This is a genomic window from Nitrospira sp. (assembly GCA_035968315.1).
Taxonomy (GTDB): domain Bacteria; phylum Nitrospirota; class Nitrospiria; order Nitrospirales; family Nitrospiraceae; genus Nitrospira_D.
Window position 1 is genome coordinate 169,812 of the sequence record JAVYIN010000002.1, and the last position, 18,739, is coordinate 188,550.

Genomic DNA, 18,739 nt, shown 5'->3' on the forward strand with positions numbered 1-18,739 from the left:
CGCCATAAACCGGTCAATTCGCCTTCCTTCTCACCACCAACACCCCGTCGCGGATCGTGACCAGCACGGCGGTCACGCGCGGATCGTTGGCCACCGTGCGGTTCAGCTCTTGGATGGCGGCCGTTTTCTCATCGGGCGGCGGCTGCTTCAGCACATCGCCATCCCACAGCACGTTGTCGATCAGGATGACGCCATGCGGCGCCAGCAGATCCATCGCCCGGCGGTAATAGTTCAGATAGTTCAGCTTGTCGGCGTCGATAAAGATCAGATCGAAAGGGCCGGTCAGCTCCCGCATCGTCTCCAGCGCCGGACCGAGGCGGACATCGATCTTCGTGCCATGCGGGCTCTGGGCGAAATATTTTCTCCCCAGCTCAGCCGTGTCCGACTCAATCTCGCAGGTGATGACTTGGCCATCGTCCGGCAAGACCTCGGCGAAGCAGAGGGCGCTGTAGCCGGTGAACATGCCGATCTCCAGTACCCGCTTGGCTCCCACGAGCTGCGTCATCATCTTGAGAAACGCCCCTTCCAGCGGCCCCACGATCATCTGGGCATAGTCCATCGTCCGCTGAGTCTCTTCGCGAAGAGCGCGGGCCACCTCGGATTCGGGCATGGAATGCGCCTGCGCGTAGGCTTCAATCTCGTGCGATACCAGAGTCTTCATGCGGCAGCCTCTCTCGTTTGAAAACGCGGACGGGGTTGCGTACACTGGCCCGCCATCATACATCACCTTTGCGTGAAGCGTGAGCCATCATCCCTCACCGCGCAATGACCAGGAGGCCGGGCGTGAAGACTGTCGCAGCTCTCGAACCCTTGACGACCAAGCTGCTGGAGATCCAGCGGATCACCAGCGCCGCCGCCGTCTTATCATGGGATCAGGAAACGCACATGCCCTCCGGCGGCGGCGAGGCGCGGGCGGAACAAATCGCCGTGCTCGAAGGCCTGGCCCACGAGAAGCTTGTCGCCCCGGAAATCGAACGGTTCCTTGAAACGGTCGTGGATCCAGCAACCGGGCAAGCCATCGATCAGCCCGGCAACCTGTGGGATGAACCGTCGCGCTCGCTGCTGCGCGAGATCTGGCGTGATTTCAGCCGGGCCAAGAAACTCCCCTCCGACTTTGTCGTGAATATCAGCCGGGAATGTTCGCTGGCGCAGCAGGTCTGGGCCGAGGCCAAAGAGCAGAGCAAGTTCAGCCAGTTTCTTCCCAATCTCAAAACGATCCTCTCCCTCAAGCGGGAAGAGGCACAATACCTGGGCTACACGGACTCGCCCTATGATGCGCTGCTGGACGAATACGAGCCCGGTTCCACCTGCGCCGCCTTGCGCCCGCTCTTTGCCACGATGAAAGCGCGCCTCGTGCCGCTGCTGAAACGGATCACCGACAGTCCCGCGCAGATTGACGACAGCATCCTCCGCCATGCCTATGACCCAACCAGGCAGTTGGAATTCGGACGGCTGGTGCTTATCGCGATGGGCTACGATTTCAACCGGGGACGGCTGGATCTCTCGGCCCATCCCTTCACCACGTCGTTTCACCCCACCGATGTGCGGGTGACGACCCGGGTGTACGAGCGGGAACTGCAATCCTGCCTCTTCAGCTGCATTCACGAAGGCGGGCATGGTCTCTACGACCAGGGGCTCGATCAGCGCTATTTCGGCACGCCGCTCGGCGAATCGGTGTCGCTAGGGATCCATGAAAGCCAGTCGCGCCTCTGGGAAAATTGCGTCGGCCGGTCGCGGGCCTTCTGGCGCTTCTTCTATCCGATTCTGCAACAGACGTTTCCACAGCAATTGCGCAGCATCGATCAGGACGCCTTCTACGCCGCCATCAATTGCGTGCGGCCCTCCTTCATTCGCGTGGAGGCCGACGAGCTGACCTACAACCTGCACATCATGCTGCGTTTTGAAATCGAGCAGGACTTGATCGAAGGCCGGACCAGGCCGGACGATCTGCCGGAGCTCTGGAATCAGAAAATGCGGGACTATCTGGGGATTACGCCCCTGACCGATGCGGTCGGCGTGCTGCAGGATGTGCACTGGTCATTCGGCGCCTTCGGCTACTTCCCGACCTACACCCTCGGCAATCTCTACTCGATGCAATTTTTCGAACAGGCGAAACTGGAACTGCCGCAGCTCGAAGAGCACATCGCCGCGGGTCAGATGCTGGAACTGCGCCGCTGGCTGGAACAAAAGATCCATCGCTGGGGCCGCACCTTTACCCCCGACCATCTGGCCCGGCGGGTAACCGGCAAGAGCATCGACCCTGAACCGTTTCTGGCCTACCTGGAGAAGAAGTACGGCGAGCTCTACCAACTGTAGCGCTCACTATTACAACCATACTCCCGCCATCTCCGCCAACCGGCCCGAGCCACCTGTCTCTATTGCGCCCATAGAAAGAATGGTATCCTATCGACATTGATACTATCAGTACCGACCACTGTGAACGTCGTTGGGGAGGTACGATCGTGCAGGCCCCCTCAGATATTCGCCATTACCCGGTGTATCGACAATATTTTTACGCCATCGTCTTCAGACCAACAGGAGAAGCACCGACCTATGCCTGCCATCCTCATTATTTGCAACGATGAGCCCTTCCGCGGGAAGCTCAGGCATGCTGTGGCACCGGCCAACACGACCGTCGCCAGCGTGCCCAACACTCGCGAGATTCTCATGCAGCGCAGCGCCCGCCAGGTCTCGGGCTACGATCTCATCGTGGCGGAAGTGGAATCCCGCGATCATGACGGCCTCTCCCGGCTGATCCTCTTTCGGAATCTCTATCCCAACACCCCCTTCGTCGCGATCACCCGCGAAGAGCCGGCCATTGGGCAGGCCTTCAGCGGCGCGGCGGCGCGGGCCCTCAAGGCCTGGCTGGTACCGGCCCATACCGACAAGCTTGATGAACTGGCGAAGGTGGCTGAACGCGCCTTACAAGGCGAGGAGCCCTCACTGGCTTCCGCCTCGAACCGTTGAGATCCTGCCTCACCGGATGCCACAGCATCCTCCCGATTACCCACATATCAGAGGCCGGGAAACGACGGAGCTGAACCGGCGCAAGCGGCCGGCGCCAAGTACCCTCAATACCCCATGGCCGCATTCAGCTTGGCAAGGATGGCCGGTGAGAGCGTGAATTCCGCTTGCACGTCGATGCGATGGGGAACCAGCAGGGTGGTGTGAAACACGATATCGCGAATGGGAATCTTGAACTCCGGCTGTTGCGGCGTGCTCAACTCGACAGATTCGACTGACGTGGTAATCGCCCCCGTATCCTGAGGCCCATACGTCGTCACCACGGCATCGATGATTTCTTTGATCTTCTCGTTGGTTTCCACCCCCTCGATGCCCTTCTGAAGCAGCGGCAGCACCTCTTCCTTGGCCTGATCAGACAGCGTGAAGTTCTCTACCCGCTCTTTGCGGCGGAGCGAGGTCAGGTCGTTGTCCAAATCTTTGCTGAAGGCGCCGTAGGCAAAGCGGAAAAACTCGAAGTGAAATCCTTTGAACCCCTTCCCGAAGGTCTGGAGCTCACAGAGGAAACAGAGTTGTTGCAGCTTCACATCGCTCAGCAGCCCATGCGGCTCAGCCAGCGCGAGCACATAGAGCAACAGGGCACGATCGACGGCGATCTGATTCGGCTTGCGCATGATGCGTGTGTCTCGCCTCAGGTGGAGGGCGCACTATAAACGGCCCCCTCCAGCATCGTCAAACCCCTGAGATCCCGACAGTCCTGGCGCCCTAGCCTTTGTCCCCTTGACCCTCGCGCAGGTTTGGTCTTAAATGGGGTCCGAATTGGAGCCCGCGCCGGTCCATGGCCAAAAGTGAAAAAGAAATGAGCATGCTTCGCGACCACCTCGCCAAGCATCAGCTCAAGCTGACGCGCCAGCGCGAGCTCATTCTCGACGCCTTCCTCAAGCAAGAACATATTACGGCGGAAGAGATGTACCACCAGCTGGCCAAGAAAGACCCGCATCTGGGCCTGGCCACGATCTACCGCACGCTCAACCTGTTCTGCGAGGCCGGCCTAGCCCAGGCCCGGCATTTCGGCACCCAGACGCAATACGACAACATCTCCCACAAAGGCCACCACGACCATCTGATCTGCACAGGGTGCGGCAAGATCGTGGAGTTTGAAAACTGCGAAATCGAAAAGCTCCAGGAAGAAGTGGCCACCCGCAACGGCTTTACCATTTCGACTCACCGCCTTGAACTGTACGGCCTCTGTTCCCGCTGCCGTCATTGACCCCTGCCGTTTTTTTTGATACCTTCTTGAGAGGATTTATCAATTTCAATTTTACGAGCGAGGACGCCCATGACCTCCTTCAATATTCGTCACCGGACAGGCGCGGCATCCGCCGGGCGCCGGCTTGCGCTGGCGATGCTCACCGCCTGTTCACTCGCCCTGAGCCTCTCCCTGTGCATACCAACGGCCTCACCGGCCGCCGATAAGCTGACCGTCTATTCAGGCCGGTCTGAACGGCTCATCAAGCCCGTCTTCGACGCCTTCACCGCGAAGACCGGCATTCAAATCGAGCTGCTGTCCTCCGGAACGACAGAATTGGTCAACCGGTTGAAGGCCGAAGGAGATCGGACCCCTGCCGACCTGCTGCTCACGAACGATGCCGGCAGCCTTGAACTGGCGCGCGGCGCAGGGCTCTTGCGCCCGCTGAACATGCGCGAAGTGGAGCGTGCCATTCCCTCGCAGTTCCGCGCCGCCGACAACAGCTGGGTGGGCCTCTCGGGACGGTTCTGGATCATCGTGTATAACACCACGATGGTCAAACCAGGCCAAGTCACCTCGCTGTTCGACCTGGCAGATCCCCAATGGAAAGACAAAATCGCCATTCCAAACTCAGGCAGCGAATATCTCCAGGCTGGCGTCTCGGTCATTCGCGCCACCCACGGCGATGACAAGACGAAACAATTTCTGACCGGGCTGCGTGACAATGCCGGGTCCCAGGTCTATCAAAAGAGTTCCCAGATCGTGGACGCCGTGGCCAAAGGCCAGGTGGCCATGGGGATCGTGAACCACTATTACGTCTATCGCCACCTCGCGACCCAACCGGCGGCGCCGGTGGCCGTCCTCATGCCGGATCAAAAAGAAGGCGGCATGGGCGCGATCATGAACGTGACCGGGATCGGGATCACCAAGTCCAGCACCCATGCCGACAACGCCAAATTGCTCATCGAGTTCCTCGTGGCGCAAGCCGGCCAGAAAATGTTCGCCGACCTGGATAAAGAATACCCGCTGCATCCGGAGGTCAAGGCGGATCCCGCGCTCGTGGATCGCAAGAGCTTTCGCGCCGCGCTGGTCCCGCTGACGAAGCTGGCCGAGCTCCGGGAACCGACGCTGACGCTCATCGAACAAGTGGGCCTCCGCTGATCACACGAGGCTCCTGGTGACGACGCTCCGGCGACAACTGTCTTCTCCGCTGCAGCTCATGGCAATCGCCACGGCGGGACTGATCCTGCTCCCGCTGGGCTATGTCACGCTGCTGGCGGTCACGGCCGACCCGGCCGTTTGGTCGCGCCTCTGGGCCACGCGCATCCCCGAACTGCTCTGGAACACTATCTCGCTCGCGGGTTCCGTCGCCGTGCTCACCCTGATCCTGGGTGTTACGACGGCCTGGCTCGTCGTGCGCTTCGATTTCCCCGGGCGGCGCCTGTGGGAAGCGGCGCTGATTCTCCCCCTGGCCATGCCCACCTACGTGCTGGCCTATGTCTACACCTATCTCCTGGGGTTCGGCGGCCCGGTGGAGCTAGCCTGGCAGATCTGGGCGGGGCCGCAAAGCCGCATTGTCTCCCCGCAAAGCTTTTGGGGCACCACGCTCGTCATGGCGCTGGACACCTTTCCCTTCGTCTATCTGCTGACGCGGACCGCGCTCTTGAGCCTGAACGTCTCATTTGAAGAAGTGGCGCGGGTCAGCGGCGTGTCCCGCATGATGACGCTCTGGCGTGTGACGCTCCCCCTGATGCGCCCCTCGATTGCGGCCGGCGTGGCACTGGTCATTCTCTATGTCGTGTCGGATTTCGGCGCCGTCTCGCTGCTGCGCTACCAGACCCTGACTTATGCCGTCTTTCAACAGATGACCGGCCGGTCCGATAACACCGCCGCCAGTATCCTGAGCGTCCTGCTTGTCGTCCTCGCATTGTTGTTCCTTGTCACCGAGCGCTGGTTCCGGCAACGCAGCCGCTTCTATCAAACCACCGGGCGGTATCGAGCGCCGCAACGGATCCCATGCCGCTGGATCGGCGCGCTGTCGATCACGGCGTTGCTGGGCGGAATTGTGGCCATGTCCTTCGGCGTGCCCGCATATCTGCTGGTGAAATGGAGCTTGTCGCCGGAGGCCCTGGCCATCATCGACAGCCGCTTCTACGGGTTCATCTGGAACAGCGCCCTGCTGGCCGCCGCCGCCGCCACCGCCGGGGTGCTGATCGGCTTGCCGCTCGCCTACTTAGCCAGCCGGCGGCCGACGCTGCTAAATCTTGGCTGCCTCCAGGCCGCCTACGCCGGGTATGTGTTGCCCGGGCCGGTCGCAGCCCTGGCGGTGCTGGTCCTCTGCCTGAAACTGACGCCCATCTTCTACGGCACCGTGCTCTTGCTGATCGTGGCCTACGTGATCCACTTCCTTCCGGCCGGACTCCAGTCGCTCGAACCGGCGCTGCAACAGATCACCCCCAACTTGGAAGAAGTGGCCAGAACCTTGGGGCTGGGGGTGCGCGACACCTGGCGGCGCGTCACCCTGCCGCTCGTGCGCAACGGCTTCATCGTCGCCTGGGTCTTGATGTTTCTCCAAACGATGAAGGAATTGCCGGCCACCCTGCTGTTGCGTCCGGTGGGATTCGACACGCTGGCCATTCGCGTGTGGCTGGAAGCGAGCGAAGAGTACTTTCAATTGGCGGCACCCTCGGCCCTGCTGATCGTCTTGCTGAGCTTGCCGGCGCTGTGGCTGCTGGTCTCCAAAGACTGGCGGTCGGCCTGACAGGCGCGCGAACAGGAGTACCTGAACACCATGATACGGACCGACACTGACATGGCCACTGTGCAACCGGACCTCTATCGGCCGGCTTCCAATGTGCTGGAACTGCGCTCCGTCTCCTGCGCGTACGAAACCGGCCGGCCGGCGATCCGGAACATCTCATTCGCCGCGCGCGAAGGGGAAATCCTCTGTCTCCTCGGCCCGTCCGGCTGCGGAAAGACCACGATTCTGCGGGCCATCGCCGGATTCGAACCGGTCCGTGCAGGGGAACTGTTCCTGTCGGGACAACTCGTGTCCAGCCAGAATCTGACCATCCCGACCGAGCAACGCCGCGTCGGGATGGTGTTTCAGGAATATGCCCTCTTCCCGCACCTGCGCGTGGCCGACAACATCGCCTTCGGCCTGCATCACCTTTCCAGAAGCGAGCGCACATGCCGGGTCCAAGAGATGCTCACGCTCACCGGCCTCGAAGGCTTCGACCGGCGCTACCCGCATGAACTCTCCGGCGGCCAGCAGCAGCGTGTGGCCCTGGCGCGCGCGCTGGTGCAGAATCCGGTCGTCCTGCTGCTCGACGAACCCTTCAGCAATCTGGATCCAGATATGGCCAGCCGGATGCGCCAGGAGCTGCATGCCTTATTGCGCCGCACCAAGACGACGACCATCCTCGTGACCCACGACCATGAAGAAGCCTTTGCCATGGCCGACCGGATCGCGGTGCTCAACCAAGGCCGCCTGGAGCAAATGGACACGCCGGAATTGATCTATCACATGCCCGCCAGTCCCTTTGTGGCGGATTTCGTCGGACAAGCCGACTTCATCCAGGGCACGATCCACAACGGCATGGTGCACACGGAGCTGGGCGAGTTTCCCAATACCCTCACCAGCGAAGAGGGCGCCGGCGTGGTGGTCATGATTCGTCCCGACGATATCCAGCTGGCTCCGGCCAAAGGCGCCGGCGCCCGCATCATCGCCCGGCAGTTTCGGGGATCGGAAAACCTCTATACGGTCAGCCTGCCATCGGGACAGATCGTCCACAGCAGCGCCGGCTCCACGAGCGTGTATCAGGAGGGCGCCGCCGTCGAGTTGCGCGTGCTGGCCACACACACCGTCCTGTTCCCCGGCCCCGCGGCAGCGAGCGATGCGCCGGCCCAACCATAGTTGACAGGCCTTTTCCCCATCTGGCATTCATACGGGTCTATTCCTGTCTTTTACTCACCCAGCCACCAGGATTCATCCCCTGGGCACGCAAGGAGTTCGCTTATGGACGCGTTGAAGAACGCGGTGGACTACGGGATCATCGGCCTGCTGCTCGGGTTGAGCCTCTGGTCTGTCGCCGTGGCGGTGGAGCGGTGGCTGTTCTATCGGACCGTGAACTTCTCCCACTACCCCAATGCCCAGATCTTCGAGATGGCCCTGACCAAGCGGCTGGTGATTATCGGCACGGTGGCCGCTAACGCGCCGTACATCGGCCTGCTCGGCACCGTGCTCGGCATCATGCTGACATTTCATACGATGGGCACGTCCGGCACGATGGCCGTCAATACCATCATGATCGGCCTCAGCCTGGCCTTGAAGGCCACGGCGGTCGGCCTGCTGGTGGCCATTCCCTGCGTCGTCATGAACAACATCCTCCGCCGCCGTGTCAGCGAACTGCTCACCGAGTATAAGGTGCATCATGGATCGTCAGCAGGTTGATCAAATCAACGTTATCCCGCTCGTGGATGTGATGCTGGTCCTGCTCGTGATCGTCCTGACCACGGCCACCTTCATCACCACTGGCCAAATCCCTGTGAGTCTGGCCAAGGCCAAATCGGTCAGCGACCGGAAGGATGTGCCTCTGGTCATTACCCTGACCGCGGAAGGAGGCCTCTACCTCAACGACAAATCGGTCCCGGAAGGAGGGCTGCCCTCGGCCCTGGAAACCCAGTCGCGAGATTCCGCGGTGGTGGTGCGGGCCGATAAGGCAACCGTGCTGGAACGATTCGTCTCCGTGGTCGATGAGGTGCGCGGGCTTGGATTTCAGCAGGTCAGCCTGGAGGTGATCCGGCTGTGACCCTGGCCCATTCCCATGGCCGAGCCTCAGCCATCAATGCGAACATCGCCGGGTGGGTGGCCTCAGTCTGTGTGCACGGCGCCCTTGCGCTCGGAGCGGTCTTCCTGCTACAGCGCCTGCAACTGGCGCCGGACGTGGAGCCGTTCCAATGGGACGTCGCCATGGTGGAACCGGTTGCCAGACCGGCCTCTCAGGCCGCGACGAACCACGCACCCCCAACGCCCCCTGAGCCGTCCCGTCCGGCAACGGCGCCTCTTCAGCGAACGCCTTCGCCCACGCAACCGGCTCCAAGGGAAATGACTGCCGAACCATCACGCATCGAAGCGACTCCGCGCCCTTTGCCGGCTCCCGTCGCTCCCGTTCAACCGCCTCCAGCTCCCGTCCAAGCCGCTCCACCACCCAAGTCTGAGCCAGCGCCCCAGCCGCCACCACAGACCTCCGCTCCGGCGAAAATGGATCCAGCCCCCGAACCGGTTCGTGCGCCGCTTCCGACGGCGCCCAAGCTTCCGATGAAATCGGAAGATCTCCCGAAGCCCGCGCCCGCAGTTGAAGCACCGGCGCCAGCCGTATCGTCATCATCCCATGCCCCGGACCAGCCCACTCCTCCCATGGAGTCTCGCCCCACCTCCATTACTGCGCTTTCCGCCCCCAGCGTGACCGCGCCACCACCAACGGGAGAATCGCTTTCTCAACATACCGCGCCTCCCCAGGAAATGCCGGCGGCGCAGCCCACACCAGCCCCAACACAAGATGTCGCAACCCTCGCCCCTCTGGCCCAATCGAAAATCACCAAACCCGACGACGGCTGGCTGGCAGACTTAATGGGGAAATGGATTCAGGACTTGGAGAAACATTACCCGGCCAGCTTGCGGACGGAAGGCGTTCAAGGCAAAGTCGTGCTGGTCGCGATACTGCATGACGACGGCACGTTGAGTGACGTCAAGGTGTCGAAGAGCTCCGGCAATACGCTGCTCGATCAGGCCGCCGTCAGCGACGTCGAAAAGGGCCCGCCGATTCATCTCTCCCGTCCGCTGGGCCGGCCGCAGCGGCCGATCAAATTCTCGATTAGTTACGATCTGAAAACGGGCCGGTAAGCCTCTCCCCGGATCACCCGCTCAGGGATACCGCAGTCTCGTACGAAGCCCCGATGACACCGTGATCTTTCCTTCGGCATCGATGATGACGGCCTCCACATCCGGCAACCGCTCGACCAACGCCATGCCCCGTTCAGGGCCTAACACGAAAATCCCCGTATCCAGCCCATCGGCCATCGTGCCCTCTTTCGCAATGATCGTGACGCTTTGACACAGACGCGCCGGTTCTAACGAGACCGGATCAAGGATATGGTGATACCGCACCCCCTCCAGCTCAAAATAGCGCTCGTAGTCCCCGGCTGTTGAAATCGCTTCGTCTTTCAGATCGATCGTGGCAACCAGTGCGCCGTCCTGTCGTGGATGGCGAATCCCCACCGGGAATCCCTTCATTCCAGGCAAATCACCGAATGTTTTGATGTCGCCTGACAACGCCACTACACCTCCGGTTGCGCCAGCCTTTCGAAGCACGTCTACGGCCCGATCAGCCGCATATCCTTTTCCAATTCCGCCGACATCGATGCGCATTCCCTGATGGGGCAGAAAAATCGTGTGGGCTTCCGGATCAATGCGGATGCTCTTCCAATCCACCAATGGTTTCAACTGTTGCAGCTCCGCCTGGGAGGGAATCTGTTGCCGCTCCGTCACGCTCCAGGCCTCGACCGCCGGGCCGACGGCAATATTGAATCCCCCATCGGTCAACCGCGCCATATCGAGCGAACGTTGCACCAATTCCAGCGTGTCCCGGCCTACGGCTACCGCATTACGACCAGCCGCCTGATTCACCGCCGACAATTCGCTGGTAGGAATCCAGGTGCTCAGCAGCTGCTCCAAACGCTTGATCTCGGCAAACCCCGCGGCAATCGCCTCGTGCGCGCGCACATCGGTCGGAGCCACGGCCGTAATCGACACCAGCGTGCCCATATGCATCTGGGTCCGTTTGACCACGACCGGCGTGGCAGCCGGATGAACCAGCCCGCACCCTGCGAGAATACCGACCGACAACAGCAGCAGCCACCTCAACGATGACACCATATGACGCACCTTCTTTTCATGACTGGCATTCCTTCTAGCCCCAATCCTGCTGGAAGTATAGGAGATTTAGCCGCTGAAATATATGCGCCTTGCCGCGGCAGCACACCGAAATCAACACTTGACAGCAGCGGCGCTGTCAGGATATTAATAATCGTTCTCAATTTCATTTAGAGATGAGGCGCGAGGATATGGTCACCGTAAAATCCAGTCAACCGGCCGCTCCCCTCTCCAGCGAAACCCGCTGTGAGTGCGGGCAGCTCATTGCCAAGGTCATCGGGGGAGGATTGGAGCTGAAGTGCAAGCGATGCAAACGCATCGTCACCATTCCCTTCTCCGCCATTGAAGGATGGAGCCACATCGCATCATGAACCAGCTCAAGAAAGGAGGCGCAGACACAGTTGCTCTACAGTCAGACTCCCGAACCGACACATCTTCGATTGACCGACCAGAGACCACCGAGTCCCGAGTCAGACCATCATCACATTCACATTCATGGAGGTTCACAATGAGGATCCGGTCAATCCTCGGGGCTCTCGTGATTGCCAGCTTGCCGGTTGCGCCGGTCTGGGCCGAGAACATGACCCCGGAGGACATTAAGAAGCTCGTCGATCAAGCAGTCGAAAAGCGCCTGCAAGAACATGAACGGCGCGAGGGCGCAACGGAACGCAAAGAAGGTGCTTCCGGACAAACGGCCGAGCCGGGTATCGGGTCTCTTCCCGAAGTCGGCAAGGAACGACGGACGGAATCGCAGCCGGCACTAGGATTCGGCTCCACGGGTTCAGGCCGCTTGGTCTACGCCAAACCGTTCGTTACTGCACCGAAAGCGATCGTCGGTGGCTATATGGATATGCAATACCGCTCTCAGCGCAAACCCAGTATCGAGAACGGGTATGGCGGTAACACCAACGGGTTCGATCAGCAGCGATTCGTCCCGTTTATTTATGCGGATATTACCGAGCATGTAAAGTTTGCCTCGGAACTCGAAATTGAGCACGGAATCAGAGAGGATGCTACTCAGGGGGCTGAAATCGGACTGGAGTTTGCCCACATTGACTACCTTGTTAATGAACCGTTTAATCTCCGTACCGGTATCCTTCTCATACCGATTGGAAAGTTTAACCTCTTGCACGATTCTCCGCTGAACGACTTAACCGATCGCCCCTTGGTAAGCCGTTTCATTATCCCCTCGACCATGGCGGAAACTGGGGCCGGTTTCTACGGCACCCTTTATCCTGGCAGAACCGGAAAGGTCGACTACGAATTCTACGTGACCACCGGCCCCTGCGGGTACAAATCCGACGGCACCCCTCGTATCACCGAATCCAACGGAACGCGAGGCTCGAGGCAGCGGAAATGTGCGTCGGATGATGGTCTCGACATCAACAATGGAAAAGCTTTCAGCGGCCGCGTCGCGGTGAGCCCCATGCTGGGCGTTGAAGTGGCAGGATCCGCATACCACGGCAACTCGGCACCAGGCCCCAATCATAATCCGTTGACGATTGCGGCGCTTGACTGGACCTTGCAGCGAGGCCCGTTCGAGATCATCGGTGAAGCCGCCTGGGTCTACGCACGGAATAACGCCCATGCCATTAACGGCAGCACAGCCTACACACCCGGTTCATTGCTCTCAGGGCTATCCTCCAGCACCATCGGCACGGCCCCTCAGCGGATGAACGGATTCTATATGCAGGGCAACTACCATTTTATGCCGGACTTCCTGCGAGCCTGGTCGCCAAAGCGCTTTGGGGAAGGCTCTACCTTCACCGCGGTGATCCGCTACGACCGGATCAATACCAACCTGGATAACAAAACCGGTGGATTTGGCGAGCTTGAACAGATTTCATTTGGGCTGAACTATCGTCCGATTGAAGATACCGTGTTCAAGATCAGTTATCAGTATCAGCCGAAAGCCTATAATCCCAACAATGATGGCAGCCGCATCCATGACAGCGCCCTGGTCATCTCGGCAGCCACGTATTTCTAAATGCCCTATGGCGGCGGCCCTTTTTCTTGAGAAGAGGGGCCGCCGCCGGAAAGAAGTGGATCGAACGTGAACCGCTTGGCAATATTCTCAGGACTCTTACTCTTGGCGAGCGGCTGCGCCACCATGAGCGGAAGCCATGATCAATACTACGTCTGCTCCTACGACCAGGTCTGGGACGCCACGCTGGACACATTGAAAGGGCACTCCATCACGGCACAGAACAAAGAGAAGGGCGTCATCGAAACGGCCTGGATCGAAATGGAAGGGACGGAACGAGGGTTCGGAACCTTTGGCCGGGAAGGCTTCGGCAATCGAGAGCGTGCGCGCCTCACGGCCTCCCTCACTTCGCAGAATGATGTCACGTCGGTCAGCATCCTGGAAACCCGCCAGCGATGGCATGCCCGCGGGGGCGTCACGCAACAGTCCCTGAAATGGTGGCCCGTGGATCCTTCCGAAGAGGTTCTGCAAGACGTGTCCCGTCGATTGAATAGCAAGCTCCGTGAGAAAGGATGTCCGGCATCATGAAACCTTCCGTCCTGTTTCTGGGAGGCCTCCTGACCTTGACCGCGTTCGCCACTCCGGCGTGGAGCGAACGCATTTGGGACAGCGAATTGAAACGTTACCTGACCGAGCAGGAAATGATGATGGCCGAGGTCTTCATGAGCGAAGAAGAAGGCGTCAAAATCATGCTCCCCAAATCGGAACGGGTTCGGAAGGACATCATCAAGCTCAGCCCTGACAAGAAGGCGCAGATCGAGGATCGCATCGGCTGGAAATTCCCTGAAGAATCCTTTGAGGTCTATATCGGCGAAACGGGCACCCACATCGACGGCTACGCCCTCGTCCAAAACACCATCGGAAAACACAAGCCCATGACCTACATGGTCGGGGTGGACAACAAAGGCCGCGTCTCGGATATCGAACTGCTGGTGTTCCGTGAGTCACGCGGAAGCGAAATCCGGCAGAAACGGTTCAATACCCAATACGAAGGCAAAACCGTCCTCGACCCTGTCCGCATCAATAAGGACATCATCAACATCAGCGGCGCGACCATGTCCGTCCGCTCCATGAGCGCGGGCATCAAGCGCGTCCTGGTCTTGGTGGATGAATTCTACCTGAAGCCCGCCGGGATCGGCAGCGACACCGTGGCATCCCGCAAGACCGACAAGGGTGTTTTATCGTCCATTTTTGGCAATTAACCGGAGCGGACCGAGCGTCCCACTATGCGCAATTTTAACCAGCGATTTAAACTTCGTGACTCAGACCGGCACATCCGATTGCTATATACCCTCTTCCTGCTCTTGATGCTGGTGGGGTTTAGCTTTTCCTTCTTTTGGGCTCACAGCATGACCAATTTGTCGCCCCAAGGCATTGCCGATCACTACCGCGGGTCGGACTCCACGTTCGGTGAACCCATGTCGTTCCGTGAGCTGGCGGAAGTCACGCACTTTCACATCTTCACGATGCCGGTCGTGTTCATGATCCTGGTGCACGTGCTCTACTTGACGGCCGCCAGTCATGCCATCAAATCGGCGGCCACCTGGATGGCCTTCGGCGGCGTCATGCTCGACCTCGCGTCACCCTGGCTCATCACCTACGTCTCTCCGGTCTTTGTGCTGACCATGCTCACCGGCGATACGCTGATGACCGTCAGCTTCCTCATCATGATGGGCATCCCGCTGTATGAAATGTGGATATTGGGGCAACCCTTAATGGCAGGGAAACACTCGAATCACGGCTAAGCAGGCACGATAACTCAATCCGTCAAGAGGCCAGAGGTTTCGCCCAGAGCCCGGGATCACGACAGTGGTCTCGGGCTCTTTGTTTTTGAAAGGGATGGTATGCCGCGCACAATCGTTCCCACGGTGAGTCCATCGGTTCTCACGATACAGGGATTGCTCCGAAAGACCGATCGCCTGAAACTTCCCGCCGCGTCGCGCCGCGAGATCGAACGCCTCCTGGTCAGCCAGGCAAGCAGAGAAATCGACCGGATGCTCCCCTGGCAATCCGGCCACGGACGGCGCGCCGCCGCCATCGCGATGAAGCTAGGGGAAGCCGCCGGCCTCACAACCGACGAGCTGCATCACCTGAAGCTGGCCGCGCTGCTCCATGACATCGGCCTGTTGATGCTGCCTCAGGAACTGATTGCGGAGCCGTCTCCCTTCGAGTCCGAGTCCTATATCGCCGTGCAGCACCATTCCCGGCTTGGCGCGCAGCTGCTGGAACCCTACGCCTTCTTGCGCGAAGCGGCCGTGCTGGTCGCCCACCATCACGAGCGGTGGGACGGCACCGGCTATCCCTATGGCATTCGAGGGGCCTTCATTCCCGTTGGCGCCAGGATCTTGGCGATCGCCGACGCCTTCGACGCCATCCGCGTTCCCCTGATAGACCTCCGGGATGCGCGCAACCGTGTCGCGCTCCGGATTCTCCTCGTGGCGTCAGGCACCCAGTTCGACCCAGGACTGGTCAGTCTCCTTTGCCGCCAATATGGTTCGTTTCCGTCACCCCCTGTTTCACCCTAACTGTAAGAGGTTCACCATGAAAGACATCCCCCGCTGCTCCGCATTTCTTCCTCTTTCCGTGCTGCTGTGCTCCGCGCTGGCCTTCTCCGGCTGCTCCGGCGGCGGATCCGATTCGGTCTCCGCCACGGCACAGCCGGCTTCGCAGAGCCCCCTCACATTCGATCCGCCGGAAGTCACCAACGGCGAGCGCCTGTTTCTCGAAACGCGCTTCGCGCAATTTTTCAAGGCCTATCTGGATGCGGGAGGACGGGTCAACACCCCGATGCCGGCGGGCGATCCGGTCATGACGCTCACGGACACCACGGTGCCCGGACAGGGCCTGCCGGGCCCCTTCGCGGGCCTCTCCATGAATTGCCGCGCCTGCCACCTGGTCGATGAACATGTCGGGACGCCGGGAGGGGGCATGCGCACCTACGGCGACTTCGCCCGCCGCAGCCCGATCCCGGCCCGCGCCGACGGCCGTCTTACCGCCCCCAGAAATTCGCCGCCGCTGGTGAACGCCTCGCTGGCTCGGACCGGGGGCACGCTCTTCCACTTCGACGGCGAGTTTGCCACCATGACCGGGCTGACCGCGGCGACCTTCACCGGCCGTAATTTCGGCTGGGTGCCGGGGGAAAAGGCCCAGGCCATCGCCCACGTCGCCCGCATTGTGCGGGAAGACGACGGCACCGGCGCTCTCGCGCAGGAGTTCGGCCGCCTGCCGCTGGCCGTCATGCTCACCGGCAGCGGCCAGCCGATTCCCAATGAGTTCCGGCTCCCTCCCGCCTTCCGGGTCAACGTCGCCAGGGCCACCGACCAGGAAATCTTCGACGGCGTCGTGCGCCTGGTCGCCGCCTACGTCGAGCAACTGGCTTTTGCCCAAGACAAGGCCGGGAGCTTCATCCTGTCGCCCTACGATGTCTTCTTGGCCCGCAATGGCCTGCCCAGAAAGCCGGAGGCGAATGAATCGCCGCTCGACTACAGCCGGCGCCTGCGAACCTTGATCGCCGCCCGCCAGCAAACGGGCACGCTCGTCTTCGTCAGCGGCAATCCGAACACGGCGGACGGCCGGTTCCAATTCCACGATCAATCGTTCCGCTTCGGCGCTGACGAACTGGCCGGCCTGAATATCTTCCTGGCTGAGCCGGCTGCCCTGCCGCTGGCCCCGCGCGAGATTGCCGCCGGCGGCATCGGCAACTGCGTCGCCTGCCATGCCGCGCCGAACTTTACCGATTTCAACCTGCACAACACCGGCACGGCCCAGAAAGAATACGACGGCCTGCACGGCGCCGGACGATTCGCCCAACTCGCCATCCCGAACCTGGCGGAGCGCAGCGCCTCTCCCGAGCGCTACCTCCCCGCAACCCACAACCATCCGTCCTATCAGGAGCCATTCCGGGCTGTTCCGATGGCCGCCAACCCCGGCCTGACGGATCTCGGCGTCTGGAATATCTTCGCGAATCCCGACATGCCGGAGCCGCAGGACACGATCCGCGCCATGCTCTGCGACGGCCAGCAGCCCTGTCCGCTGGCTGACAGCATCCTGCTCGACCGCGCCATCGCCCGCTTCAAGACTCCGGGGCTTCGAGACCTGGGACACGGCGGGCCCTACATGCACAACGGGCAATTCGATACGCTGGACGACACGGTGCAATTCTACCGGGACGCCGCCGCACAGGCCCGGGACGGCGCCTTGCGGAACGGCGCCGTGCAGCTACAGGGCATCGCCCTGACACAGGCCGACGTGGCGTCACTGGCTGCATTCTTGAAATCGCTGAACGAGGATTACGAATAGGAGGGGCACGCATCCAGCATCGTCAACAGCCGGCGCTCTCCACGCGCCGGCACCGGAGTGGGAGCCATGACCTCCCACTTCGCGGGCGGGGGCCCTCAGTCCTCCTGGGGCCCCCCGCCCACACTTTTGCAGCGCAGAACGCCACCGATACCGTGTTTATGACTTCATCTGCTCGGCGAGATAGGCGGGAAGGCCGGTCTGGCCAATGGTGGCGAGCTGGCGCTCGAAATAGTCGACATGTTCCTCCGAATCCACGACCATCTCTTCCAGCTTGTGGCGCGTGGTGAAGTCCCCGACCTTGGCCGCATGGGCGATCGCCTTCCGCAGCATCTCCACATCCTCTTTTTCAAAGGCAAGATTCGTCTCGAACAAGTCTTTAACCGACGCCCCGTCTTTCACCTTGTCCAGCTTGCTCACATCGGCCCGTCCGCCCAGGTAGAGAATATGCCGGACCAACTGGCCTGAATGGGTCACCTCTTCCGTATATAAATGCTGAAATTGATCGGCCAGCCGCTCATAGCCCCAATGGCGGCACAACTCCGCGTGCAGCAGATATTGGTGCACGGCCGTCAATTCGGCTGTCAGGATCTCAGCGAGCCGATCAAGGATTCCTTCTTTGGCTTTCATCAGAGCACATCCTTTCCTTCATCTTGGGGAAACCGTTCTCCGCTAGCTGTCTTTTTTGATCTGCTCGGCGAGATAGTTCTCGAGGCCGACCTGCTTGATCGTTTCCATCTGCGTTTCGATCCAGTCGATATGCGCATCGACATCCTTCGCCATGTCCTCGAACATGTGCCGCGTCGTGAAGTCCGCCACTTTGGCGCAATGGACGACCCCGTCACTCAACAGCGCCAGCATCTCCTGCTCCGCCTTCAGATCGAGTTTGAGCTGCTCGGGCACCGTTTCACCGACCTGCACCGCGTTCATGCGCTGCACGTTGGGCACCCCCTCAAGATAGAGAATGTGGCCAATCAATACATCGGCGTCCTTCATCTCGTCGATGCTGCGCTCACGCACTTTATGGTGCAGCCGTTCATACCCCCAGTTTGCGCACATCTTGGCATGCACAAAATACTGATTGATGGCCGTGAGATCGGCCGTCAACACCTTGTTCAAAAGGTCGATTACACCCTCTTTCGCTTTCATCGGTAGTTCCCCTTTCTTCATTCAGGCAGGCCCTCTGATCGGGGCGCAGGCAGGTCTTATGAGTCGTAGCGACCGAACTGTTATCTTTATTATCCTCTGGCATTCGGCGCCCGTCAACCGACAGCCCTTGAGAGGGTGCCCTCACGACGGAGCGCACATGAATCCG

Annotated in this window: 21 protein-coding genes; 16 read left to right on the plus strand and 5 right to left on the minus strand. The window is 60.6% G+C overall.

Translation table 11 applies throughout. From position 1 onward, the window contains the following. Window positions 1-13: 13 nt before the first annotated feature. Window positions 14-661, minus strand: a complete 648-nt coding sequence (locus RI101_01085) for a class I SAM-dependent methyltransferase (GenBank protein MEC4888629.1) — start codon at window positions 659-661, stop codon at window positions 14-16. A gap of 122 nt (window positions 662-783) precedes the next feature. On the opposite strand from RI101_01085, the gene RI101_01090 reads away from it, so the two are divergent. Together RI101_01090 and RI101_01095 are read left to right on the plus strand one after the other, a co-directional pair. After that, window positions 784-2,316 carry a carboxypeptidase M32 gene (locus RI101_01090; protein MEC4888630.1) on the plus strand — a complete coding sequence of 511 codons (1,533 nt, stop codon included), beginning with the start codon at window positions 784-786 and terminating at the stop codon, window positions 2,314-2,316. Between the two features lie 237 nt (window positions 2,317-2,553). Further along, window positions 2,554-2,967, plus strand: a complete 414-nt coding sequence (locus tag RI101_01095) for a hypothetical protein (protein MEC4888631.1) — start codon at window positions 2,554-2,556, stop codon at window positions 2,965-2,967. 104 nt (window positions 2,968-3,071) lie between these two features. Here the strand turns inward: RI101_01095 and RI101_01100 are convergent, their stop codons facing one another. Then, window positions 3,072-3,635: a hypothetical protein gene (locus RI101_01100; protein ID MEC4888632.1), complete on the minus strand. Its 564-nt coding sequence runs from the start codon at window positions 3,633-3,635 to the stop codon at window positions 3,072-3,074. Window positions 3,636-3,799: 164 nt separating this feature from the next. Here RI101_01100 and RI101_01105 point away from each other — a divergent pair, with 164 nt between their 5' ends. The 7 genes from RI101_01105 (at window position 3,800) to RI101_01135 (ending at window position 10,115) form a co-directional block, all read left to right on the plus strand. Further along, window positions 3,800-4,231 (plus strand): Fur family transcriptional regulator, encoded by a 432-nt coding sequence (locus RI101_01105; protein MEC4888633.1) that lies wholly within the window; start codon window positions 3,800-3,802, stop codon window positions 4,229-4,231. 69 nt (window positions 4,232-4,300) lie between these two features. Next, on the plus strand, window positions 4,301-5,371 hold the full coding sequence (locus RI101_01110) for an extracellular solute-binding protein (GenBank protein MEC4888634.1): 1,071 nt from the start codon (window positions 4,301-4,303) through the stop codon (window positions 5,369-5,371). Window positions 5,372-5,387: 16 nt separating this feature from the next. Then, window positions 5,388-6,971: an iron ABC transporter permease gene (locus RI101_01115; GenBank protein ID MEC4888635.1), complete on the plus strand. Its 1,584-nt coding sequence runs from the start codon at window positions 5,388-5,390 to the stop codon at window positions 6,969-6,971. A 51-nt stretch (window positions 6,972-7,022) separates the two neighbouring features. After that, the gene (locus RI101_01120; GenBank protein MEC4888636.1) at window positions 7,023-8,126 is read left to right on the plus strand and encodes an ABC transporter ATP-binding protein; all 1,104 of its coding nucleotides are present in this window, start codon (window positions 7,023-7,025) and stop codon (window positions 8,124-8,126) included. A gap of 102 nt (window positions 8,127-8,228) precedes the next feature. Beyond that, on the plus strand, window positions 8,229-8,663 hold the full coding sequence (exbB, locus tag RI101_01125) for a TonB-system energizer ExbB (GenBank protein MEC4888637.1): 435 nt from the start codon (window positions 8,229-8,231) through the stop codon (window positions 8,661-8,663). Beyond that, on the plus strand, window positions 8,644-9,021 hold the full coding sequence (locus RI101_01130) for a biopolymer transporter ExbD (GenBank protein ID MEC4888638.1): 378 nt from the start codon (window positions 8,644-8,646) through the stop codon (window positions 9,019-9,021). Before exbB ends, RI101_01130 begins: the two co-directional genes overlap by 20 nt. Continuing rightward, window positions 9,018-10,115, plus strand: coding sequence for a TonB family protein (locus RI101_01135; GenBank protein ID MEC4888639.1), 1,098 nt, complete (start codon window positions 9,018-9,020; stop codon window positions 10,113-10,115). Before RI101_01130 ends, RI101_01135 begins: the two co-directional genes overlap by 4 nt. A 21-nt stretch (window positions 10,116-10,136) precedes the next feature. Here the strand turns inward: RI101_01135 and RI101_01140 are convergent, their stop codons facing one another. After that, on the minus strand, window positions 10,137-11,147 hold the full coding sequence (locus RI101_01140) for an FAD:protein FMN transferase (GenBank protein ID MEC4888640.1): 1,011 nt from the start codon (window positions 11,145-11,147) through the stop codon (window positions 10,137-10,139). A 188-nt stretch (window positions 11,148-11,335) separates the two neighbouring features. On the opposite strand from RI101_01140, the gene RI101_01145 reads away from it, so the two are divergent. From RI101_01145 to RI101_01175, 7 genes are all read left to right on the plus strand, one after another. Continuing rightward, entirely contained in the window at window positions 11,336-11,515 is a 180-nt protein-coding gene (locus RI101_01145; GenBank protein MEC4888641.1) for a hypothetical protein, read from the plus strand. Between the two features lie 167 nt (window positions 11,516-11,682). Continuing rightward, window positions 11,683-13,131, plus strand: a complete 1,449-nt coding sequence (locus RI101_01150; GenBank protein ID MEC4888642.1) for a hypothetical protein — start codon at window positions 11,683-11,685, stop codon at window positions 13,129-13,131. Between the two features lie 66 nt (window positions 13,132-13,197). Further along, the gene (locus RI101_01155) at window positions 13,198-13,656 is read left to right on the plus strand and encodes a hypothetical protein (GenBank protein MEC4888643.1); all 459 of its coding nucleotides are present in this window, start codon (window positions 13,198-13,200) and stop codon (window positions 13,654-13,656) included. Then, on the plus strand, window positions 13,653-14,330 hold the full coding sequence (locus RI101_01160) for an FMN-binding protein (protein ID MEC4888644.1): 678 nt from the start codon (window positions 13,653-13,655) through the stop codon (window positions 14,328-14,330). Before RI101_01155 ends, RI101_01160 begins: the two co-directional genes overlap by 4 nt. Before the next feature lie 24 nt (window positions 14,331-14,354). Beyond that, window positions 14,355-14,873: a hypothetical protein gene (locus RI101_01165; protein MEC4888645.1), complete on the plus strand. Its 519-nt coding sequence runs from the start codon at window positions 14,355-14,357 to the stop codon at window positions 14,871-14,873. Between the two features lie 99 nt (window positions 14,874-14,972). Continuing rightward, window positions 14,973-15,653 carry an HD domain-containing phosphohydrolase gene (locus RI101_01170; protein ID MEC4888646.1) on the plus strand — a complete coding sequence of 227 codons (681 nt, stop codon included), beginning with the start codon at window positions 14,973-14,975 and terminating at the stop codon, window positions 15,651-15,653. Between the two features lie 16 nt (window positions 15,654-15,669). Continuing rightward, on the plus strand, window positions 15,670-17,427 hold the full coding sequence (locus RI101_01175) for a hypothetical protein (protein MEC4888647.1): 1,758 nt from the start codon (window positions 15,670-15,672) through the stop codon (window positions 17,425-17,427). A gap of 156 nt (window positions 17,428-17,583) precedes the next feature. On the opposite strand, the gene RI101_01180 is transcribed toward RI101_01175, so the two are convergent. Together RI101_01180 and bfr are read right to left on the minus strand one after the other, a co-directional pair. Beyond that, on the minus strand, window positions 17,584-18,054 hold the full coding sequence (locus RI101_01180; protein MEC4888648.1) for a bacterioferritin: 471 nt from the start codon (window positions 18,052-18,054) through the stop codon (window positions 17,584-17,586). Window positions 18,055-18,096: 42 nt separating this feature from the next. Further along, on the minus strand, window positions 18,097-18,573 hold the full coding sequence (bfr, locus tag RI101_01185) for a bacterioferritin (protein MEC4888649.1): 477 nt from the start codon (window positions 18,571-18,573) through the stop codon (window positions 18,097-18,099). Window positions 18,574-18,739: the final 166 nt, after the last annotated feature.